Genomic DNA, 21394 nt, shown 5'->3' on the forward strand with positions numbered 1-21394 from the left:
CCGGCGGCATCACATCCTGTGGCATGTGATGCCGCCGGATCGGTGGTGTCCCGGCAGAGGGAGGGCGCATCCCGCACGGGCGATCGCCGCGCGAGTGGGATGATGGGCGGGTGAGCGAGGCCCTCGACATCCCCGGTTGGAAGCACGTGTACTCCGGCAAGGTGCGCGATCTGTACGCACCCGCGGACGGAGACGAGACGCGGATGCTGGTCGTCGCCAGCGACCGGGTGAGCGCTTTCGACCATGTGCTCGCGCCCGGCATCCCCGGCAAGGGCGCCCTGCTCACCGCGCTGAGCCTGTGGTGGTTCGAGCAGCTGGCGGGCGGTGACGGCGGCCAGCCCATCGCCAACCACCTCACGGGCGAGCGTGTGCCCGACGAGGTGGCCGGCCGTTCCATGATCGTGCGGTCGCTCCAGATGCTGCCGGTCGAGTGCGTGGTGCGGGGCTACCTGACCGGATCGGGCTGGCTCGAGTATCAGGACAGCGGCACGGTGTGCGGCATCCCGCTGCCGGAGGGGCTGCAGGATGGCGACCGCCTGCCGGAGCCGATCTACACGCCCGCGTACAAGGCGCCGCTCGGCGAGCACGACGAGAACATCTCGTTCGAGAAGACGGTCGAGCTGGTGGGCACCGAGCGCGCGGCGCAGCTGCGCGACCTGTCGCTCGCGATCTACCGCCGCGCGGCGGCGACCGCCGAGGCGCATGGGCTCATCCTGGCCGACACGAAGTTCGAGTTCGGAATCGACGCAGCGGTCGAGGGTGAGGACGGCATCCTGCGCCTGGCCGACGAGGTGCTCACGAGCGACTCGTCGCGCTACTGGGACGCCGAGGCCTGGCGCACCGGCACCACGCCGAAGGACCGCATGGCCAGCTTCGACAAGCAGATCGTGCGCGACTGGCTCGCCGCGAACTGGGACAAGCAGGGCACCCCGCCCGCCCTTCCGGCCGAGATCGTCGACCGCACGGTGGCCCGCTACCGCGAGCTGATCGGCAAGCTCACCGCCTGAGCCGCACTCGACCGGCTCGAGGGCGAGCCGAATCTCCGGTCGGAAACCGAGACGACGGACCGGATCCTCGATCCGGTCCGTCGTCTCGGCGTTCCACCGTCGCGTCGGGTCAGCGCTGGTCGGGCCCCGACCTGCGGCTCCGCCGCTCCTCACCCACGACGAGCGCAGCGTCTCCGGACGCCGTGTGGTCGGGGCGCTCCGGCCCCTTCGGCTGGATATGACCCGGCTCGAGCGTGCGGGTCACATCCTCTGCCGTGACGATGCCGATCTGCTCGGTCGCTGTCTCATACCACTCGGTCAGCGCCGGGTCGTCCGTGTCGATGTTCGCGCCGGCGCCCTGATGGGCCGCCACCTCGGTCGCGCCGAACACGAAGTCGTCGCCGTGCTCCTCGATGCCCAGGCGCACGCCCTGGGCGATCGCGGCGCGCGCGAAGCGGCGCCGCAGGATGTACGGATCGGTCGCGAGCTCACGCGCCCACGCCACCATGATGCCGATCACGATCACCGCGAACGGCAGGGCCGTCACGACCATGATCGACTGCAGTCCCGACAGCGCGGTCTGCCCGCCCGCGAGCAGCAGCGCGAGCGCCGCGGCCCCCAGCAGGACGCCCCACGTGATCGTGACCCACGTCGAGGGCTCGGGCTTGCCGCGCTGGCTCATCGAGCCCATCACGATGGCGGCCGAGTCGGCCGAGGTCACGAAGAACAGGATGATCGAGATCATCGCCAGAACCGACAGGACGCCGCCGATCGGCAGGTTGTCGAGCACGGCGAACAGCACGGCCTCCGTGCCGCCATCGGCCATCGCCTGGCCGACCGCGCCGGTGAGCTCGTCGAAGTACATCGCGGATCCGCCCATGATGCCGAACCAGACGATGCAGACGAGCGCGGGCACCACGATGACCACCGTCGTGAACTCCCGCAGCGTGCGTCCACGCGAGATCTTCGCGATGAACATGCCGACGAACGGCGTCCACGAGATCCACCACGCCCAGTAGTAGTTAGTCCAGCTGGTCACGAACGCCTCGGCGTCCTCGCCCTGCGCGGGGTTGCGCATCAGCATGGTGCCGAGCTCCGCGAAGAGGGCCGAGACCGAGGCGGGCACCATGTTGAGCAGCAGCAGAGTGGGCCCCAGCACGAACAGCATCACGCCGATCACGAGTGCGATCACCATGTTGATGTTCGACAGCAGCCGGATGCCGCGCTTCACACCCGAGACCGCCGACACGACGAACGCGGCGGTCAGCACCGTCACGATCACGATCAGCGCGCCGTTGCCGAGGGGTCCGATGCCCGTCACGAACTCGGTGCCCCGCGCGATCTGCAGGGCACCCATGCCGAGCGTGACCGCCGTGCCGAACAGCGTGACGATGATGGCGAACACGTCGACGACGGCCCCGGCCCATCCCTCGGTGCGCTCCTTGAAGATGGGCGCGAAGATCGCCGAGATGAGCGGCGCGCGGCCTCGGCGGTAGGCGGCATACGCGATGGCGCCACCCACGAGGGCGTAGAACGCCCATGCCAGGGGACCCCAGTGGAGGAACGACTGCGCGAGCGCGAGGTGCATCGCGTCGCGCGAACCCGCCTCCGCCTCGAACCCGGGCGGCACGTCGAGGAAGTAGGTCAGCGGCTCGGCGGGGCCCCAGAACAGCAGGCCGATGCCCATACCTGCGGAGAACAGCATGGCGATCCACGAGACCGTCGAGAACTCGGGGCTCTCGTCATCCGACCCGAGCCGGATGCCGCCGGTGCGGCCGTATCCGACGACCATCATGAAGATCACCGTGGCGATCGCGAGCAGCGAGAAGAGCCATCCGAAGTTCTCCATCACCCAGGCGAGCGAGGCCGAACCGGTGTCGCTGATGCTCTGCGGAGCGAGGAAGCCCCAGATCACCACGCCGAGCACGAGGGCGCCCGCGATGCCGAACACGAGCCAGTTGGTCGAGAACGTCTTTCCCGTGTCCTCCACGCCGATTCCGGGGATCAGCGCCGGGTGCGTCACCTCCTTGAGGACCTTGGTGACGGGCTTCTCCTGCGGCGGTGTCCCCGCTTGTGGGTGCGGCTGATCGGCCATTTTCATCTCGCTTGTCGATAGAGCTGTGCGTTACGTATGGGGATCGTCTGTCTCCACCGTACGGCGAGTCCCCTCCGTATTCCATGCATGTGCATCCACCGCGGATGGCGTGCCCCGCAGGAATGAGTGTGCGCATGGCCGTCGGTGAGTGAGGTCCGCCGCAGCACGCGCCGTTCACGGGCTCGAAACAGCGAGGGAAGTATCGTTGATCGATTGTCCTCTTCTCCCTCTGCCCGAAGGAAGCCCCATGCCCCTCTGGACCCTCCACGGCGACGGCCGCACGGTCGCGCCCGGCGCCGTCGTCGCGCCGCACGAGCGCCTCAGCTGGCCCGCCACCATCGCGATGGGCGCCCAGCACGTCGTCGCCATGTTCGGCGCCACGTTCCTCGTGCCCACGATCACGGGCTTCCCCGTGTCGACCACGCTGCTGTTCAGCGGCATCGGCACGCTGCTGTTCCTGCTGATCACCAAGAACCGGCTGCCCAGCTACCTCGGCTCGTCGTTCGCGTTCCTCGCTCCCGTCGCGGCCGCGACCGCCATCGGCGGCACCGGCTCCGCGCTGGCGGGCATCGTCGCCGTGGGTGTGCTGCTCGCGGTCGTCGGGCTCGTGGTGCAGTTCGCCGGCCTCGGCTGGGTCGACAAGCTCATGCCCCCGGTCGTCGCCGGCGCCATCGTCGCCCTCATCGGGTTCAACCTGGCGCCGGCCGCGTGGAACAACTACAAGCTCGATGCGCTCACGGCCACGGTCACACTCGTAGCGGTCATCCTGTTCGCGGTGCTGTTCCGCGGCTTCCTGGGGCGCGTGTCGATCTTCCTCGGCGTCGTCGTGGGCTACGTGTTCGCCGCGCTTCAGGGCAAGCTCGACTTCTCGGCCGTGGACGAGGCCGCGTGGATCGGGCTCCCTCAGTTCCACTTCCCCGACTTCGCGTCGCCCGGCACGTGGTCGGTCATCGCCATGTTCCTGCCCGTGGTGCTCGTGCTGGTGGCCGAGAACGTCGGGCACGTGCGCGGCGTCGCCACGATGACCGACTCGGCGGTCAATCAGCACACCGGCCGCGCCCTCATCGCCGACGGCGTCGCCACCACGCTCGCCGGCCTCGGCGGCGGCTCGGGCACGACCACGTACGGCGAGAACATCGGCGTCATGGCCGCCACGCGCGTGTACTCCACGGCGGTGTACTGGATCGCCGGCGCCGTGGCCATCCTGCTGTCCTTCTCGCCCAAGCTCGGAGCGGTGTTCAACTCGATCCCCGCCGGCGTGCTCGGCGGCGTGACGACCGCCCTGTACGGCCTGATCGGCATCATCGGCATCAAGATCTGGGTCGACAACCGTGTCGACTTCTCGCGCCCGGTGAACCAGTACACCGCCGCGGTCGCGCTCGTCATCGGCATCGCGGGCTTCACGATGTCGGGCGGCGGGTTCGAGCTCGGCGGCATCGTGCTGGGCACGGTGGCGGCCCTCGCGATCTACCACCTGGGCAACCTGATCGCCCGTGCCCGCCGCACCGGCGCGGACGACGGCGGCCCGATCCCGGCCGTGGGCCAGCTCGGCGGCGACCCGCAGGACTGACACCCGCATCCACGCGAACGGGCGTCCGGCCTCACGCCGGGCGCCCTTTCGCGTCTCCCCTACCCGGGACAGGATGAGCGACATGGGTGTCGTCAGCGACTACATCGCCTCTCTCGACGAGCCGGTCCGGGGCGTCCTCGCCGCCATCGAGGCGCGCGTGCACGAGCTGGTGCCCGAGGTGGACGAGAAGGTGAGCTACGGGATGCCGACGCTCACCTACCGCGGCAAGGGCCTGATCTCGCCCCAGCAGACGGCGAAGCACCTCTCGCTGTTCCCGCACTCGTCGGACATCGTGCCGCAGGTGCAGGACGATCTGCCGGGGTTCTCCTTGTCGAAGGGCGCCATCCGCTTCTCCGTGGAGAAGCCGATCCCGCCGGATGTGCTCGACCGCGTCATCCTGCTGCGTCGTGAGGAGATCGACGCCCAGCTCGCCTAGGGCGAGGGGTCAGGCCTCGCCGCGCTCGGCCCGGCGGCGGGCGATCTCCGCGCGGAGGCGCTCCTCTTCGATCTCGCGCTCGAGGTCGGCGAGCTGCTGCTCGGTCGTGCGGGTGTCCGGCCCGCGGCCGTCGACGATCCGCACGGGCGCCCCGGCGCTCCATGCCTCGGAGCGAGGACGCGCGGCGCGAGCGGGGCGCTCGGGATACTCACGGCCCACGGCCCACCAGCAGATGCCGCCGACGAACGGGATGATGATCGCCAGGATGATCCACGCCACCTTGGGCAGGTGCTTCACCTGCCAGTTCTCCCGCGTGATGATGTCGATCAGCGTCACGATCGAGAACGCCAGCATGAGCAGCGGGACCACATACACCATGGGCCCAAGCTAGCGGCCACGGTCATCCGGCGTCGAGGCTCGTCGACTAGCGCTGGGGGCGATCACTTGCGTCGCCGACAGCAGTGAGTTCGCCCGACGCTAGTCAACGTCCCTGGAGGGGATCCCGAGGGGCTATGCGCTGTCGCGGACCACGAGTTCGGTCTGCAGGATGGTCGCGTGCGGCGGCTGCCCGCCCGCGAGGCGCGCGAGCAGCACATCGGCCATCGCCTCACCCTGCAGGCGCGACGGCTGGCGCACCGTGGTGAGGCGCGGGGTCAGGCTGACCGCCACGGGTGAGTCGTCGAAGCCCACGATCGCCACGTCGTCGGGCACGCGCAGACCCGCGCCGTCGAGGGCGCTCATAGCCCCTCGTGCCATCAGGTCGCTCGCCACGAAAAGGGCGTCGGGCGGATCGCCCGCGGCCAGGATGCGCCGCATCGCGTCCGCCCCGCCGATCGCGGTGAAGTCGCCGTCCTCGGCCGGCCCGGGCGTGAGGCCGGCGTCGGCCATCACCTCCCGGAACCCCTGCAGTCGGTCCACGCCCGCCGGCATGTCGAGCGGCCCGGTGATCGTCGCGATCCGGCGGTGTCCCCGTTCCACGAGGTAGCGCGTGCCCACGCGTCCGCCCTCGACGTTGTCGACGTCGACGTAGTAGTCGGCCGCGTGCTCCCGCACCGGCCGTCCGCCGAACACGACGGGAACGGCCTGGTTGATGCGCTCCACGAACGTGTCACTGGTGTGGTGCGACGCCACCAGCGCGCCGTCGACGTTGCCGCCCGTCAGGTACGACGTGGCCTTGTCGCCGGGGTCGTCGGACGCGATGAACAGGTTCAGCACGTGATCCGATCGCGACAGCCGCGCGTTGATGCCCGTGACGATCGCCGCGAAGAACGGGTCGCCGAAGAAGCGGGTGGTGTCCTCGGGCACGACCAGGGCGATCGCGTGGGTCTGCCGGCTGGCGAGCGATCTCGCGGCCCGGTTGGGCACGTAGTTCAGCTCGGAGATCGCCCGCCGCACGGCGTCCAGCGCCTCGGCGCTCACGCGATCGCCGCCGCCGAGCACACGCGAGACGGTCGAGCGCGACACTCCGGCGCGCGCGGCGACCTCCTCGATCGTGGCCGTGCCGCGCGCAGCCGCGCCCGCCCCGATCCGCTGGTCCATTCGTCTCCTGCTCAGACTGCCGCCGGCACGTCGGTCGCCGACTCCTCGATCGCGCGCGCCGCGATGATCCGCGCGTACTCCTTGCCACTGGCCTTCACGGTGCGCTCCTGCGTGTCGTAGTCGACGCGCACGATGCCGAAGCGCTTCTCGTAGCCCCAGGCCCACTCGAAGTTGTCGACCAGCGACCAGTAGAAGTATCCCCGAACGTCGGCGCCGGCCTCGATGGCATCGAGCACAGCGGCGACGTGTCCGCGCACGAACTCGGCCCGCTCGGGGTCGTTCACCTCGCCGTCGACCACCTCGTCGTCGTACGCCGCGCCGTTCTCGGTGACGTACAGCGGCACACCCGCGGGGCGCGCGTAGTCGGTCGAGATGCGGTTGAGCAGATTCGTCAGGCCCGCGAAGTCGACCTCCCAGCCCATGTTGGTGCGCCGGTAGCCGCGGTCCACCCAGTGCACGCCGTCCATGGCAGGGAAGGGCGACCGCTTCACCCTGTCGGTGGGCGCCTCCCCCGCGGGCGCGGGGTTGTCGGTCGGATGGCCCGACACGAACTCGCCGTGGTAGTAGTTCACGCCCAGGAAGTCGATCGGCGCCGACGTCGCCTCGAGGTCGCCGTCCTGCACGGCACCTTCGAACGCGGCGACCGCCGCGGCATCGACGGCCTGGATGTCGTCGAGCACGTCCGACGGGTAGGCCCCTCGGAAGATCGGGTCGAGGAACCACCGGTTGAACTGGCCGTCGATGCGGCGGGCGGCATCCTGATCGGCGGGATCGGACGGATCGACCGGCTCGCCGTTGGTGAGGTTGAGCGTGATGCCGACCTCGAGGCTCGCGTCGCGCGCCCGCAGCTCCTGTACCGCTCGGCCGTGCGAGAGCAGCAGATGATGGGAGGCGAGCATGCCGTCGCGCACGCTCTGCCGACCGGGCGCGTGCTCGCCGCCCGTGTACGACAGGAACGACGAGCACCACGGCTCGTTGTGCGTCGTCCACTTTGTGACGCGGTCGCCGAGCGCGTCGTGCACCGACAGGGCGTACTCGACGAACCGGTCGACGGTGTCGCGCGACGTCCATCCGCCCTTCTCCTCGAGGGCCTGCGGCATGTCCCAGTGGTGCAGCGTCAGCCACGGCAGGATGCCCGCCTCGAGCAGCTCGTCGACGAGTCGGCTGTAGAAGTCGATGCCCTTCGCGTTGACCGGCCCGCCGTCCGGCCGCACCCGCGACCACGAGGTCGAGAAGCGGTAGGTCTGCAGGCCGAGCTGCTTCATGAGCGCGACGTCCTCGCGGTACCGGTGGTAGTGATCCGTGGCGACGTCGCCGTTGTCGGCGTTGATCACGGCTCCGGGCATCCGGCTGAAGTGGTCCCAGATCGACGCGGTGCGGCCGTCCTCGAAGGCGGCGCCCTCGATCTGGTAGGCGGCCGTGGCGGCGCCGAAGAGGAAGTGGGAGGGGAACGAGCGGGTCATGAGCGGAGTCATCCCTTCACGGCGCCGGCCATGATGCCGCTGACCAGCTGCTTGCCTGCCACGACGAACAGCAGCAGGAGCGGCAGCGTGGCGAGCACCACACCGGCGAGAACGATCGAGTAGTCGACGAAGTAGTTGGACTGCAGCAGCGCGAGCGCCACGGGCAGCGTGGGGTTCTGACGGTCGAGCACGATGAACGGCCAGAAGAAGTTGTTCCACGCCGTCACGAACGTGAACAGGAAGAGCATCGCGGCCGCCGGACGCGCGGCCGTGACGCCGACGGTCCAGAACGTGCGGATCATCGACGCGCCATCCATGCGCGCCGCCTCGATGAGCTCATCCGGCACGGTCTGGCGCAGGTACTGCGTCATCCAGAACACGCCGAAGGCGCTGGTCAGGCCGGGGATGATGATCGCGCCGATCTGGCCCGTCCATCCGAACTCCGCGAACAGCACGTACAGTGGCACCACCGCCAGCTGCTGCGGAACGGCCATCGTCGCGACCACGAACGCGAGGAGACCCGGGCCACCCGGGAAGCGCAGCTTCGCGAACGCCCAGCCCGCGAGCGTCGAGAACACCACCACGCTGAGGGCGATGACGGTGGAGCTCCAGATGCTGTTCCACAGCGCGGGCCAGAAGTTGACGGCCGGCTGGTTGACGACCGACAGCGCGTTCGCCAGGAAGTTCCCGCCGGGGATCCATGACTTGTTCGGGTCGCGCAGCGTGTTGGCGTCGCCCGAGCCGATCAGGAACGAGAAGTACAGCGGGAACAGGCTCGCGACGAGAACGACCGCGAGCCCGGCGTAGACCCAGAACCCCGGACGCGAGCCGCGGATCCGCACCGCCCGACGCCCGACGCGGCCTGTGACGATGGTCGCCGTCGCAGTGCTCTCCCCTGCGGGCGCCGTGTGGATGCGCTGATCGGTCATCGGTTCGCCTCCGCCTCGAGTGCCGCCGCGGCCGGCGGGGTCGCGCGCTTCGCACGCTTTGCCGCGCGCCGCTGCCCGCGGGTCAGCGTGCCGCCGCGCGCGCCTTCATCGCGCACCAGAGAGCGCGTCACGAGCAGGTTGATCAGGCCGATGCCCAGGATGATGAGGAACAGGATCCACGCCATCGCGGCCGCACGGCCGAAGTTCCAGTCGCCCCAGCCGATGTCGTACAGGTAGAGCGTGATCGTCAGCCACTGCTGCCCGGCGCCGCCGCGACCGAACTGGTCGAACATGCGCGGCTCGTCGAAGATCTGCAGGCCGCCGATCGTCGAGGTGATGATGACGAAGATCAGGGTCGGCTTGAGCGACGGCAGCGTGATGCTCCAGAACTGGCGCCACGTGCCGGCGCCGTCGACCGTCGCGGCCTCGTAGTAGTCGCGCGGGATGGCCTGCATCGCGGCGAGCAGGATGAGCGCGTTGTAGCCGGTCCAGCGGTAGTTGACCATCGTGGCGATGGCGACGTGGCTCCAGAAGGGCTCGACGTGCCACGGGATCGGACCGATGCCGATCGCGCCGAGCCAGCCGTTCACGACCCCGGACTGGTCGGCGAACATCGCGTTGAAGATGAGGCCCACCGCGACGGGCGCGACCACGTACGGCAGCAGCGCGCTCATGCGCCAGAACGTCTTGGCCCGGATGTGCTTGTCGAGCATCACCGCGATGAACATGGCCAGGATGAGCTGCGGCACGCTCGAGAGCAGGAAGATGCTGAAGGTGTTGCGCAGGGCGACCCAGAACTTCGGCTGCGACAGGATCCAGACGTACTGGTCGAAGCCGACGAACTCGCCCGAGCGGCGGATCTGATCCCAGTCCATCAGCGAGATCACGGCCGTGTACGCGATCGGGAAGAGGCCGACGATCGCGAACAGGATGAAGAACGGCGAGATGTAGAGATAGGGCGAGAGCTTCACGTCCCAGCGGCTGAGGCGCTGCGAGAACGAGAGCACGCGCACGGGGCGGCCGGTTCCGGAGGGGTCCCCGGAGGGCGCCGTGCTCGCGCGCGGCGCCCTCCGGGCGGTGTCGGTGACGGTCATGGCCTCAGAACGCCGACACCTCGGTCACCCACGCGTCCCACGACTCCTCCGGCGACTGCAGGCCGTCGAAGACGCGGGTGACGGCCTGGTTGAGCGCCTCGTGGAACTGGAAGTACTTCGGGCCCTTGACGGGCGAGACCGTGATGGCCTCCGAGCGGTGCGCGTTGATCTGGCCCACCGGGGCGTCGTTGAAGTACTCGTTGGTGGCATCGGTCACCTCGGCCATCTCGTAGGCCTCGGGCTGGCTCGGGAACGCCCCCACGTTCGCGAACGCGCGCGCCTGGATCTCGGGCGAGGTGAGCCACGCCGCGAGCTCCTGGGCCGCCGCGACGTTGTCGCCGTTGGCCGGCACCGTCAGGTACGAGCCGCCCCAGTTGCCGCCGCCACCGGGGAAGACGTCGGCGATGTCCCATCCGGTGACGTCGGGGGCCTCGCCCGAGATGATGCCGTGCATCCACGGCGGGCACAGCATGGCGGCGAACTCGCCGTTGGCCATGGACGCGTACCAGTCCTCGCTCCACTGGCCGGCGTAGGCCGTGATCGGAACCGCCTTCTCGACGACCGTGTCGTACATCGTCTTGACGTCGGGGTTGTCCATCGCGATGACGTTGCCCTCGGCGTCCTCGTAGGTCTCCTCGAGCTGGTTGGCCAGACCCTGCAGCACCGAGTTGGCCGAGTCGAGGAACGGCTTGCCGGTCTTCTCCTTGTAGTCGGCGCCCACCTGGAACAGGTCGTCCCACGTGGTGAACAGGCCGGCGACCTCTTCGCGGTCGGTCGGCAGGCCGGCCGCCTCGAACAGGTCGGCGCGGTAGCAGACGGCCTGAGGGCCGATGTCGGTGCCATAGCCGACCATGTTGCCCTCGGCGTCGGTGACCGCGGCCTCCTTCCAGTCGAGCCAGCGGCCCTTCAGGTCCTCGGGCACGGGCGCGAGCATGTCGGAGTACTGCATCATCTCGGCGGTCCAGTCGATCTCGATCGCTTCGATGTCGGCCAGACCCGTGTTGCCGAGCTTCTGGAAGAAGTTGGCGCGCGCGTCGTTCGACGTCGCGGCCTTGTTGTGCACGATGGTCACGTTCGGGTGGTCGTCCATGTACTCCTGAAGGAGCTCGTCCGAGTAGCCGAAGTCGTTGAACGTGGCGATCGTCAGCTCGACCGGCGCGTTCGGGTCCGCGGACGCGGCAGGGGCACCCCCGCCGCCCCCCGTGCAGCCGGCGAGCGCGATGGCGCCGACGGCGACAGCCGACACCGCGGCGGCGCCGCGGCGGAAGGCACGTGAGTTCACAGTCACTCCTTTGTGTGTGCGTGTGGGAGCGCTCCCACCGGATCGCGACGACTCTATGGGAGCGCTCCCATGGATGCAAGCACCGTGACGAGCTTGTGATCCGTCATATCCGTTGACCGGCTCGTCGCGCGCACGCTCGGCTGCCAGGTTCGGCCCGTAGAATGTCGGTGATGCCCGCCCTCGATTCCCGGAGCTCGAACATGCCCATCATCGTCGTCGACGTCATGCCCAAGGCCGAGCTGCTGGACCCGCAGGGCAAGGCGGTCACCGGATCGCTCGCGCGCCTTGGCCACGGCGCCTTCCAGAACGTGCGCATCGGCAAGCGCATCGAGCTCACCGTCGAGGGCGAGGTCACCGACGAGCTGCTCGCGGAGGCCCGCCAGGTCGCCGACGAGATCCTGTCGAACTCGGTCATCGAGGACGTCGTGAACGTCGAGGTGCTCGCCGACAGCCGGGTCTCCGCATGACCGCCCGGATCGGCGTCATCACCTTCCCCGGGTCGCTGGACGACCGCGATGCGCAGCGCGCCATCCGCCTCGCCGGCGGCGAGCCCGTGGCGCTGTGGCACGGCTCGCACGACCTCGACGGCGTCGACGCCCTCGTGCTGCCGGGCGGCTTCAGCTACGGCGACTACCTGCGCGCCGGCGCGATCGCCGCGCACGCCCCGATCATGGCGGAGGTCAAGGACGCGGCCGCCAAGGGCATGCCCGTGCTCGGCATCTGCAACGGCTTCCAGATGCTGGTCGAGGCGCATCTGCTTCCCGGCGGCCTGATCCGCAACGCGCACCAGCAGTTCATCCGTCGCGACCAGCGCCTGCGCGTCGAGAACGCGTCGACCGCGTGGACCAGCGCGTTCGAAGTGGGCCAGGAGATCGTCATCCCGCTGAAGAACGCCGACGGCGGCTACATCGCCGACGCCGAGACGCTCGCGCGCATCGAGGGCGAAGGCCAGGTGGCTTTCCGCTACCTCGGCGTCAACCCCAACGGATCGCTCAACGACATCGCGGGGCTCACCAACGAGCGCGGCAACGTCGTGGGGCTGATGCCGCACCCCGAGCACGCGGTCGAGCCCGGCTTCGGCCCCGGCACGATGGCGGCCATGCGTTCGGGCATCGACGGCCTCGGGTTCTTCACCAGCGCGATCGCGGCCACCGTCGCACAGGCCGCGTAAGCGACTTCCGCCCGGCGCCGCCGCTCCCCTCCCCGGACGCGGCGGCGCCGTTTCGTGCGCCGGCATGGAGCCTCGCCCACGGACGCGCCACTAGGGTCGAGAGGGTGAGCGACTCCCCCGAATCCGTGGTCTTGTCCGTGCCCACCGCCGAGCTCGCCGAGGATGTGCGCGGCCTGATCGATCCGAACCTGCCGATCGAGATCGTCGAGTGGGACGGCTCGGCGCCCGCGCCGCGCGAGCGCCTCGACATCGTCGTGCCTCCCTACATGAAGCAGGGACAGACGCTGGCCGCGCTGGCGGATGTGCCCCACCGCCTCGTACAGGGGCAGGCGATCGGCTACGACGGCGTCGCCGAGCGGCTGCCCGCCGGCACCGTGTACGCGAACGCCGCGTCGGTGCACGAGACCGCGACGGCCGAGCTCACGCTGGCGCTCATGCTGACGGCGCAGCGCGAGATCGACCGGATGGTGCGCAACCAGGATCGGGGCGTGTGGGAGTCGTTCGAGTCGACCGGCCTGGCCGACAAGCGCGTCGTCATGCTGGGCTTCGGAGGAGTGGCGAAGGCCATCGCCGACCGCCTGCTGCCGTTCGAGGTCGAGCTCGTTCCGGTCGCGTCGAGCGCCCGGAAGGAGGACGGCATCGACGTGCATGCGATCGACGAGCTACCCGAGCTGCTGCCGACCGCAGACATCCTGGTGATCGTGCTGCCGGGCGGTCCCGAGACCCGTCACCTGGTCGACGATGCCGCGCTGTCGGCGCTGCCGGATGGAGCCCTGGTGGTGAACGTCGGCCGCGGGCCGATCGTCGACACCGATGCCCTGGTCGACCATGTGCGCCGCGGGCGCCTTCGCGTCGCCAGCGACGTCTTCGACCCCGAACCGCTGCCGGAGGACCACCCGCTGTGGTCGTTGCCGGGCGTCGTGATCGCGCCCCACGTGGGCGGGCGCTCGGCTGCCATGCGTCCCCGCATCGCCAAGCTCGTGGCGACCCAGGCCGAGCGGATGGCACGCGGAGAGGATCCGATCAACGTGGTGATCGACGCCTGAGGCGCCTCACCGAGAGACACTGAACCCCCGGGCTGAGGCCCGGGGGTTCCGGTGTGCGGGCGGCGACGGTGCGCCATCCCTGGTGGCGTCAGCCGCGCAGACCCAAACCGCCGAGCAAGCCCGTGAGGCCTCCCAGCAGACCCCCGAGGCCTCCCAGCGGGCTCTCGGGCTGCGTCTCGACGGGCTCCTCGGTGAGGCTGTCGAGCAAGTTGCCCAGCAGACCCTGGACCGCCCCCAGGCCGGCGCCGAGGCTGTCGTCGAGGCCTGCGGCCAGCTCGTCGAGCCAGTCGTTGAGCTCTGCGCCACGCAGGCCCACCCGGTCGGTGACCTGCTGCACCGCGTCCACGACCTTCGCGACGAGGCCCAGGTCGGCACCGTTCAGCAGCTGATCGATGATCGAGTCGAGCACCGCCTTCAGCTGGGCCGGGTCAAGGGCCGAGAGGCCGGGAAGCTGCTCGAGGATCTCCTGCAGCATGGCCGGGTCGAGCGCGGCGAGCTGCTCGAGGATGTCCTGAAGGATGGCCGGGTCGAGCGCACCGAGCTGCTCGAGGACGTCCAGCAGGAGCGCGGGGTCGAGCGCGCTCAGCTGCTCCAGCAGGTTCTGCAGCATCGCCGGGTCCAGCGCACCCAGCTGCTCCAGCAGCGCCTGCAGCATCGCCGGGTCCAGCGCACCCAGCTGCTCCAGCAGCGCCTGCAGCATCGCCGGATCCAGCGCACCCAGCTGCTCCAGCAGCGCCTGCAGCATCGCCGGGTCCAGCGCACCCAGCTGCTCCAGGATGTTGAGCAGCGCGGCCGGGTCGAGCTCGGCGGTGATCGTGGTGAGCGTGCCGACGATCAGCTGCAGCTGCACCGGCGTCAGCGTCTCGCTGAGGGCGACGAGCTGGTCGACCACGTCCTGGATGACAGCCGGGTCGACCGCGCCGGCCACGAGGTCAGCCACCTGCTGGGCGATCGCGGCCACGACCGCCGGGTCGAGGGCTGCGAGCTGGTCCTGAAGCTGAGCCAGCACGGTCTCGAGCTGAGCGATGGCCGCCTCGAGCGCCGCCGGGTCAAGACCCAACTGAGCGACGAGCTCCTCGATCGCGGCCTGGACCGCGGTCGGGTCGAGCATCTCGGCGAGCTCGGCGATCTGGGCCAGAGCGGCCTCGAGTGCGGCGGGGTCGAGCACCTGAGCGAGCGCGGCCAGCTGACCGAGCACAGCCTCCAGCTGCGCGGGGTCGGCGATCTGCTCGACGAGCGCCGCGACCTGGGCCGCGACATCCTCGATCACGGCGGGGTCGACGTTCACGAGCGCGAGGATCGAGAGCTGGTCGATCACGATCTGCAGCGTGGCGGCGTCCAGCACGTCGGCGAGCGACTCGATCTGGTCGATCACGGCCTGCAGAGCGGCGGGGTCGAGCCCGAGGGCACTCAGCTGATCGAGGATCTCCTGCAGCTGCGCCGGGTCGAGCGCGCCCTGCGCGAGGGCGACGAGCTGGTCGACGGCCACCTGCAGCTGCGCGGGGTCGAGCTGCTCGGCCAGCGCGGTGATCTGGTCGACCACGGCCTGCAGCTGGGCGGGGTTGAGCCCCTCGGCGACCAGCGCGGCGATGTCGTCGACGATCTGCTGCAGCTGCGCGGGGTCGAGCTGCTCGGCCAGCGCGGTGATCTGGTCGATCAGGGCCTGCAGCTGCTCGGCGGTGATCTGGTCGGCCAGCTGTGCGGCGATGTCGTCGATCAGGGCCTGCAGCTGCTCGGGCGACAGACCGAGGTCGGCGGCGTCGAGCACGAGCGAGAGGTCGGCCGCGATCTCGGTCGCCGTCAGGACGATGCTGCCGTCGGCCTCCGCGCTGGTGGCGTTCGCGGCGGTGCCCACGCTGACGAGTCCCGCGGCGAGCACGGCGGTCGCCGCACCGAACGCCGCACCCTTGCGCAGCGAGTTCTTGAGCTTCGACATAGGTGTCGAGTTCCCTTCGTCTTCCGATGGCGCCATCGGGGCGCACCGTTCGGCGCGCCTCCGCTACGGTAAGCACCGATATCCCGGAACTCCGGCGGAGTGCCCCGTGGAGAGGTGCCCACCTGGGCACGGCTCCCCACTGCCGTCGACACGACTCTCCATCCCGCGACCGACCACCCCATGGGCACGGCATTGATGCCGACTGGTGGCTCAGCCGTGCCGAGCGCGTCGACAGCTCGACGGCGCTGAGGGGCAGCTCGGGAAGCTGTGCGCCGCGAGGGCCGTGAGCGCCGAAGACCCGCGTATCGGCCCTAGGCCGAGCGAGCGCGCCCGGGCAGGGTCGAGGGAGCGGCTCGGCGCCGCTCAGACGCCCTTCACCGGATGCATGCCCATCCGGGTCAGCGCGACATCCTCGACCACCTGCATCACGTTGTAGAGGATCAGGGCCGCTGCGGTGACGAGCACGACCGACGCCCACACCTCGGGGAACTTCGACTGCGAGATCGCGGGGCCGATACCGCCGCCGATGCCATCGCTGGTCGCCAGCCACTCGGCCAGCAGCGCCCCCGTGATGGCCCCAGGCACCGAGATGCGCACGGCGGCGAAGAAGGCCGGCAGCGACGAAGGCAGGGCCACCTTGCGCAGCGCCGTGAACGCCGACCCGCCGTACACGTGCACCACGTCGTTCATCTGCGGCGATGCCGAGCGCAGGCCGAAGACGATGTTCACCAGCGCCGGGAACAGCACCACGATGCCGCCGATCACGGCCACCGACCAGAGGTCGCGGCCGAAGATCAGGGTGATGACGGGCGCCATGGCGACCAGCGGCACCGAGCGCAGCAGCATCGCGAGGGGCATGAGCGTGTGCTCGATGCCGCGGTTGAGCTGGAACAGGATGGCCCCGAGCAGCGCGACGACGAGTCCGGCCGCGAAGCCGAGGAGCGCGTGCCCCAGGGTCACCCCCAGCCGTCCGAACAGCAGGGCGCGGTTCTCAGCCGCGGCGTCGTCGGCCATCAGGTAGGTCCAGATGTCCGCCGGCCCCTTGCCGACGTAGGGGTTGACCCCGAACACCCACAGCATGACCTGCCACAGCGCGGTGACGACCACGAGCGTGAGGGCGAACATCAGCAGCCCGCGGCCCAGCACGCGCGCCGTCGACACGGCGGCCTGACGGCGCAGGGACGCGGAGGTCTCGGTAGCGTCGCTCATCCTCACGCTCCCTTCGACCACGGCGCGGCGGCGTGCGCGACGAGCCCGACGACCCAGTAGCCGGCAAGCGCGACGATGCCGGAGAGGATCGCCAGGGCCCACACCAGCGGCGCGTTGAAGTCGACCTGGGCGACCATCATCGCCCGGCCGACGCCCGCCTGGACCTTGCCGAAGAACTCACCGAGCACGGCGCCGAGGAACGCGGCGGGCACGGCGATCTGCAGCGCGTTCAGGATGGCGGGCAGCGCCGCGACCAGGCGCACCTTGACGAGCTGCGTGAGCCGCGAGCCGCCGTACACCGCGACGACGTCGAGCGCGCTGCGGTCGGCCGCCTTGAGCCCGAGCAGCGCGCCGACGACCGTGGTGAAGAACACGCTGAGGGCGGCCAGGATGATCGACGTCGCCGAGGCGTCCCCGGCCTTCGGGATCGGCAGCATCACGATCAGCACCATGCCCATCGCGACGATCGGCAGGCAGTACGTGATGGTCGCGAGCTGCATGACGACGCCCTCGAGCCGCGGAACGACGAGCACGAGCGCCGCGAACAGCAGCGCGAGGCCGTTGCCCCACAGATAGCCCAGGCCGGCCTCGGCCAGCGTCACGCCGAACTGGGGCGCGAAGTACGCCCAGCCGCGCTGCACCGCCTCGACCGCCACCTGGCCCGGCGTCGGGATCGGCTGCGCGCAGCTCGGTCCGAGGCACGACAGCACGGTGGCGGCGAGCAGCCACCACAGTGCGACGACGCCGACCACGCCGACCGCTCCCCACACCGACGAGGGGATGGGGCGTCGTGCGACGCGCGCGTCAGCCATCCGCGGTCCCGCTCTGCACGACGGCCTCCGCAGACGCCGCGGGCTCGCCGTCATCCGCAGCGGAGGGCGACCCGAACAGCAGGTCGGACGCATGGTCGACGTACGCATGGAACTCGGGCGTGCGCATCATCTCGGGCGTGCGCGGGCGCGGCAAGTCGATGTCCATGACCTCCTTGATGCGCCCGGGGCGCGGCGTCATGACCGCGACCTTGTCGCTCAGGAAGATGGCCTCCGAGATGCCGTGCGTCACCAGCAGCGTGGTCGCGGGCTTCTCGGTCCAGATGCGCAGCAGCTCGAGGTTGAGGCGCTGGCGCGTCATGTCGTCGAGCGCGCCGAACGGCTCGTCGAACAGCAGCACGTCGGGCTTCATCACCAGCGAGCGCGCGATCGACACGCGCTGGCGCATGCCGCCCGACAGCTGAGCCGGCTTGGCCTTCTCGAAGCCTGTCAGCCCGACGAGGGCGATCAATTCGGCGACGTAGTCCTTGTCGACCGGCTTGCCCGCCACCTCGAACGGCAGCTGGATGTTCGACTGCACGCTGCGCCAGGGCAGCAGCGCCGCATCCTGGAACGCGATGCCCAGCTTGTTCGAGGCGCGCAGCTCGGCCGGCGTGTGGCCGTCGACCCGCGTCGTGCCGCTCGTCGCCGACTCGAGCCCGGCCAGGATGCGCAGGATGGTCGACTTGCCGCATCCCGAGGGACCCAGCAGCGACAGGAAGGCGCCCTGCTCGGTGTGGAGGTTCGCATCCTGCAGGGCGACGACGTCGCGCCGCCCCTGCCGGAAGACCTTGTTCAGTCCGCTGATGTGCAGACCGGTGCCCAGGACATCCTGGGCACCGGTCGTTGCTGCCGTGTCGGTCACGGTGTCGAATCTCTCCGCGGTCGTGAGCGTCAGCCGGCGTAGTCGACGAGCTCGGGGTTCTCGGCGTAGACCTCTTCGAGGAGGCTCAGGTCGAAGATGTCGGAGGCCGCGACCTCGATACCGGCGCCGGCGAGGCTGTCGACCGTCGCCTGCTGCATCTCCTCCGTGATGACGAACAGACCGTGCTCCTCGGTGTCGGGCGTGGAGATCAGATCGATCTGCGCCGTCATGGCCTCGAGGGTCTTGACCGGGTCGAGGTCGGTGCCGAAGTCGGCGACGACATCCTCAGCGGCCTGCTCCGGGTCGGCGAGCACGTCGGTCCAGCCCTTGATCTCGGCGACCAGGAAGTCCTTGAGCAGTTCGCGGTTCTCGGCGAGGTACTGATCGGTGACGGACACGGTCTCGGCGACCAGCGGGAAGCCGTTGTCGGCGAGGGGCAGGTTCGTGATCTCGTGTCCGGCCAGCTTGACCGTGAGCGCCTCGTTCGTGAGGTAGCCGTAGAAGCCGTCGACCTCGCCGTTGGTGAGCGGCGCCGGGTCGTACTGCACAGCCACGATCTCGACCTCGTCCTGCGCGATGCCGTTGGCCTCGAGGAACGCGTCGAAGGCGGCGCGGTTCGAGTCCTGCACGCCGATGGTCTTGCCCGCGAGGTCGTCGACCGTGGCGATGTCGGCGCCGTCCTTCAGCGACAGGATCGTGAAGGGGTTCTTCTGGTACGTGGCGCCGATCATCTTGATCGTGGCGCCCTCGTTCGCGACCGCGGCGCCGACGGCCAGCGGGTCGTTGAGCGCGACCTGCACCGTGCCGCCCATGAGCTCGGCGATGCCCGTCGAGGGGCCCTCGAGCAGCGTGACCTCGTCGAAGCCCGCCTCCTCGTAGTAGCCCTTCGAGGTCGCATAGAACTCGCCGGCGAACTCCTCGTTCTTGATCCAGCTCTGCTGGACCGTGATGCTGCCGTGGCCGGCCGACTCGCCCGCGGCGGGCTGCTCGGCGTCGGCGCCGCCGCCGCAGGCGGTCAGCGCAAGAGCGCCGGCGAAGGTCAGGCCGGCGGCCGCGAGGCCGCGGCGGATGAAGGGGGTGCGGGTCATGATGGAACGGTCTCCACTCGTGCGGGACGGGGCGTGATCCGACATCCGGAAAGATCCGGGGGGTCTCACGCCGGGAGGGTGATCGGCGGGGACTGGCCGACCTTTCCACCGTAGGGCGCAGCGAAGAAGCCAGCCGGACACCCGCGTTTCGGCGATGTAAAACATCATGCCGTGGCCGACCTGCGAAATAACAGCATGCCGCCGCGCGAGCAGCGTCCGTTGCAGGATCGATACCCGGGATGTCTCGCCGGCGGGCGTCAGGCGGTGAAGACGGCGTGCACGTCGCCGGCGATCGCCCGGCCGCCGAGGTCGTTCAGCTCGAGCACCACGGCCGAGCCCACGACGGAGGCGCCGAGCTGGGCGACGAGACTCTGCGCCGCGGCGAGCGTGCCTCCCGTGGCGAGGACGTCGTCGAGCAGCAGCACCCGCTCGCCCTCACGCAGGACGCCGGGCGCCTCGATCGTGGCGGTGCCGTATTCCAGCGCGTACGAGACGGCGGCAGCCGGGCGGGGGAGCTTGCCGGCCTTGCGGATCTGCAGCATGCCGACGCCGGCGAGCGCCGCCGCGTAGCCCGCGAGCAGGAAGCCCCGGGCCTCGATGCCCGCGACGATGTCGAAGCGCCCGTCGAACGGCTCGATCAGGGCCCGGATGACCGTGCGCAGCGCGTCGCCGTCGGCCAGCAGCGGCGACACGTCGCGGAACAGCACGCCGGGCTCGGGGTAGTCGGGCGTCAGGGCGATCAGGGACTCGGCACGGGCGAGGGCATCCACCCCTCCATCCTCGCGCACCTACGCTGGAGGCATGATCCGACTGCAGGCTGACGCAGACGCGGCGCGCTGGGTGCCGGTGACCGGATCGCTGGGGCTGCGCGGGCGCCGCCATCGCAAGGCGGCCATCCGGATGCTGCTGGGCCAGGGATCGCTGCTCATGGGCGGTCAGGGCCGGGGCAGCGGGATGCTGGCGTGGACCCTCAGCCAGGCCGCTCCCCTGCTGATGCGCCGCGCCGACGGGCGCCTGCTGATCTGGGTGTGGAAGGACGACCCCGAGCTGCTCGTCGTGGCGGCACAGGCGCAGCCGATCACTCCCCAGCTGCGCGCGGCACGAGCCATGATGCCGATGGAATACGACGACACCGAGCCGTTCCAGGGCCTCTACCTGGGCATGGGCGAGCGCCTCGTGCTGGAGCAGCCGCCTGCGCCGAACAGTCCTCCGCTGGCGGAATATACGTGGGACACGGGCGCGCACTTCGTGTCGCTCACTGCCGTCTGCAGCGACCGCGCCCGATTCGGCGCGGTGGTCGGCGCGGTCGACGAGCTGGCACGGACGTTGCGCGTCGTCGACGACCTGCGCGTGACCGAGTCGACCGGCGTGCTGCGGCTCGGACCGGCCTGAGCCCCCGCTTTCCCGCTCAGCGGAGCGTCTAAGCGCATATTCCCAGGCGATGTCAAGCCCCTGCCGACTGTTCCTCGGCGCTCATACCTTAGATGTCGCGGGAGATCCCCGCAGGAAGGGAGCGCGTCATGGGCTTCATCGGATGGATCATCCTCGGACTCCTCGCCGGAGCGATCGCGAAGGCGATCCTGCCCGGACGGCAGGGTGGCGGCTGGATCGCCACGCTTATCCTCGGAGTCGTCGGCGCCATCCTCGGCGGTTGGCTCGGGTCGTTGATCTTCAACGTGGGGATCAATGAGTTCTGGAGCCTTTCCACCTGGCTGCTCGCCATCGGCGGCGCGATCATCGTGCTGCTGATCTGGGGCCTCATCACGGGTCGCAACAAGACGACCCGATGACACAGACGTCGGGCGCATCCTCCCCCGCGCCCGACCGCACGGGGAGCCCCCTCTCACGAGCCACCTGACCCCGCGACAGCGGGTCG

General features: G+C 70.0%; 21 protein-coding genes. 8 read left to right on the forward strand and 13 right to left on the reverse strand.

Translation table 11 applies throughout. The annotated features are described in order from the left end of the window. Positions 1-110 precede the first annotated feature (110 nt). The gene (locus ABTW64_RS08730) at positions 111-1007 is read left to right on the forward strand and encodes a phosphoribosylaminoimidazolesuccinocarboxamide synthase (protein ID WP_350621368.1); all 897 of its coding nucleotides are present in this window, start codon (positions 111-113) and stop codon (positions 1005-1007) included. 109 nt (positions 1008-1116) lie between these two features. On the opposite strand, the gene ABTW64_RS08735 is transcribed toward ABTW64_RS08730, so the two are convergent. Beyond that, positions 1117-3081 (reverse strand): BCCT family transporter, encoded by a 1965-nt coding sequence (locus tag ABTW64_RS08735; protein WP_350621370.1) that lies wholly within the window; start codon positions 3079-3081, stop codon positions 1117-1119. Positions 3082-3328: 247 nt separating this feature from the next. Here ABTW64_RS08735 and ABTW64_RS08740 point away from each other — a divergent pair, with 247 nt between their 5' ends. Further along, positions 3329-4651 carry a uracil-xanthine permease family protein gene (locus ABTW64_RS08740; RefSeq protein WP_350621372.1) on the forward strand — a complete coding sequence of 441 codons (1323 nt, stop codon included), beginning with the start codon at positions 3329-3331 and terminating at the stop codon, positions 4649-4651. A 73-nt stretch (positions 4652-4724) separates the two neighbouring features. Next, positions 4725-5087, forward strand: a complete 363-nt coding sequence (locus ABTW64_RS08745) for an iron chaperone (protein ID WP_350621374.1) — start codon at positions 4725-4727, stop codon at positions 5085-5087. A 9-nt stretch (positions 5088-5096) separates the two neighbouring features. Here the strand turns inward: ABTW64_RS08745 and ABTW64_RS08750 are convergent, their stop codons facing one another. From ABTW64_RS08750 to ABTW64_RS08775, 6 genes are all read right to left on the reverse strand, one after another. After that, entirely contained in the window at positions 5097-5465 is a 369-nt protein-coding gene (locus ABTW64_RS08750) for a PLD nuclease N-terminal domain-containing protein (RefSeq protein WP_350621376.1), read from the reverse strand. A gap of 132 nt (positions 5466-5597) precedes the next feature. Beyond that, on the reverse strand, positions 5598-6626 hold the full coding sequence (locus ABTW64_RS08755; protein ID WP_350621378.1) for a LacI family DNA-binding transcriptional regulator: 1029 nt from the start codon (positions 6624-6626) through the stop codon (positions 5598-5600). Between the two features lie 11 nt (positions 6627-6637). Continuing rightward, positions 6638-8089, reverse strand: a complete 1452-nt coding sequence (locus tag ABTW64_RS08760) for a GH1 family beta-glucosidase (protein ID WP_350621380.1) — start codon at positions 8087-8089, stop codon at positions 6638-6640. 8 nt (positions 8090-8097) lie between these two features. Further along, on the reverse strand, positions 8098-9018 hold the full coding sequence (locus ABTW64_RS08765; protein WP_350621382.1) for a carbohydrate ABC transporter permease: 921 nt from the start codon (positions 9016-9018) through the stop codon (positions 8098-8100). Further along, positions 9015-10112, reverse strand: a complete 1098-nt coding sequence (locus ABTW64_RS08770; protein WP_350621384.1) for a carbohydrate ABC transporter permease — start codon at positions 10110-10112, stop codon at positions 9015-9017. Before ABTW64_RS08770 ends, ABTW64_RS08765 begins: the two co-directional genes overlap by 4 nt. Before the next feature lie 4 nt (positions 10113-10116). Beyond that, positions 10117-11394, reverse strand: coding sequence for an ABC transporter substrate-binding protein (locus tag ABTW64_RS08775; protein WP_350621386.1), 1278 nt, complete (start codon positions 11392-11394; stop codon positions 10117-10119). A 200-nt stretch (positions 11395-11594) separates the two neighbouring features. Between ABTW64_RS08775 and purS the strand changes: the two genes are divergently transcribed. The 3 genes from purS to ABTW64_RS08790 all read left to right on the forward strand — a co-directional run bounded on the left by purS (position 11595) and on the right by ABTW64_RS08790 (position 13611). Next, positions 11595-11861: a phosphoribosylformylglycinamidine synthase subunit PurS gene (gene purS, locus ABTW64_RS08780; protein WP_350621697.1), complete on the forward strand. Its 267-nt coding sequence runs from the start codon at positions 11595-11597 to the stop codon at positions 11859-11861. Further along, positions 11858-12565 carry a phosphoribosylformylglycinamidine synthase subunit PurQ gene (purQ, locus tag ABTW64_RS08785; RefSeq protein ID WP_350621388.1) on the forward strand — a complete coding sequence of 236 codons (708 nt, stop codon included), beginning with the start codon at positions 11858-11860 and terminating at the stop codon, positions 12563-12565. The genes purS and purQ overlap by 4 nt, the downstream gene beginning before the upstream one ends. A 104-nt stretch (positions 12566-12669) precedes the next feature. Then, positions 12670-13611, forward strand: a complete 942-nt coding sequence (locus ABTW64_RS08790) for a 2-hydroxyacid dehydrogenase (protein WP_350621390.1) — start codon at positions 12670-12672, stop codon at positions 13609-13611. 88 nt (positions 13612-13699) lie between these two features. On the opposite strand, the gene ABTW64_RS08795 is transcribed toward ABTW64_RS08790, so the two are convergent. The 6 genes from ABTW64_RS08795 to ABTW64_RS08820 all read right to left on the reverse strand — a co-directional run bounded on the left by ABTW64_RS08795 (position 13700) and on the right by ABTW64_RS08820 (position 20288). Continuing rightward, entirely contained in the window at positions 13700-15547 is a 1848-nt protein-coding gene (locus ABTW64_RS08795; RefSeq protein ID WP_350621392.1) for a coiled-coil domain-containing protein, read from the reverse strand. Between the two features lie 363 nt (positions 15548-15910). Continuing rightward, positions 15911-16756: an ABC transporter permease gene (locus ABTW64_RS08800; protein ID WP_350621394.1), complete on the reverse strand. Its 846-nt coding sequence runs from the start codon at positions 16754-16756 to the stop codon at positions 15911-15913. Positions 16757-16758: 2 nt separating this feature from the next. Further along, positions 16759-17568 (reverse strand): ABC transporter permease, encoded by an 810-nt coding sequence (locus ABTW64_RS08805; protein ID WP_350621396.1) that lies wholly within the window; start codon positions 17566-17568, stop codon positions 16759-16761. After that, positions 17561-18430, reverse strand: a complete 870-nt coding sequence (locus tag ABTW64_RS08810; protein ID WP_350621398.1) for an ABC transporter ATP-binding protein — start codon at positions 18428-18430, stop codon at positions 17561-17563. Before ABTW64_RS08810 ends, ABTW64_RS08805 begins: the two co-directional genes overlap by 8 nt. A gap of 29 nt (positions 18431-18459) precedes the next feature. Further along, complete coding sequence (locus ABTW64_RS08815; protein ID WP_350621400.1) at positions 18460-19518, reverse strand: ABC transporter substrate-binding protein; 1059 nt, start codon at positions 19516-19518, stop codon at positions 18460-18462. Between the two features lie 257 nt (positions 19519-19775). Beyond that, positions 19776-20288, reverse strand: a complete 513-nt coding sequence (locus tag ABTW64_RS08820) for an adenine phosphoribosyltransferase (protein ID WP_350621402.1) — start codon at positions 20286-20288, stop codon at positions 19776-19778. Between the two features lie 31 nt (positions 20289-20319). On the opposite strand from ABTW64_RS08820, the gene ABTW64_RS08825 reads away from it, so the two are divergent. Both ABTW64_RS08825 and ABTW64_RS08830 read left to right on the forward strand, forming a co-directional pair. Beyond that, positions 20320-20910 (forward strand): hypothetical protein, encoded by a 591-nt coding sequence (locus ABTW64_RS08825; protein ID WP_350621404.1) that lies wholly within the window; start codon positions 20320-20322, stop codon positions 20908-20910. A gap of 128 nt (positions 20911-21038) precedes the next feature. Further along, entirely contained in the window at positions 21039-21308 is a 270-nt protein-coding gene (locus ABTW64_RS08830) for a GlsB/YeaQ/YmgE family stress response membrane protein (RefSeq protein ID WP_350621405.1), read from the forward strand. The last annotated feature ends 86 nt before the right edge of the window (positions 21309-21394 follow it).

The organism is Microbacterium sp. NPDC096154 (assembly GCF_040302945.1).
Taxonomy (GTDB): Bacteria; Actinomycetota; Actinomycetes; order Actinomycetales; family Microbacteriaceae; genus Microbacterium.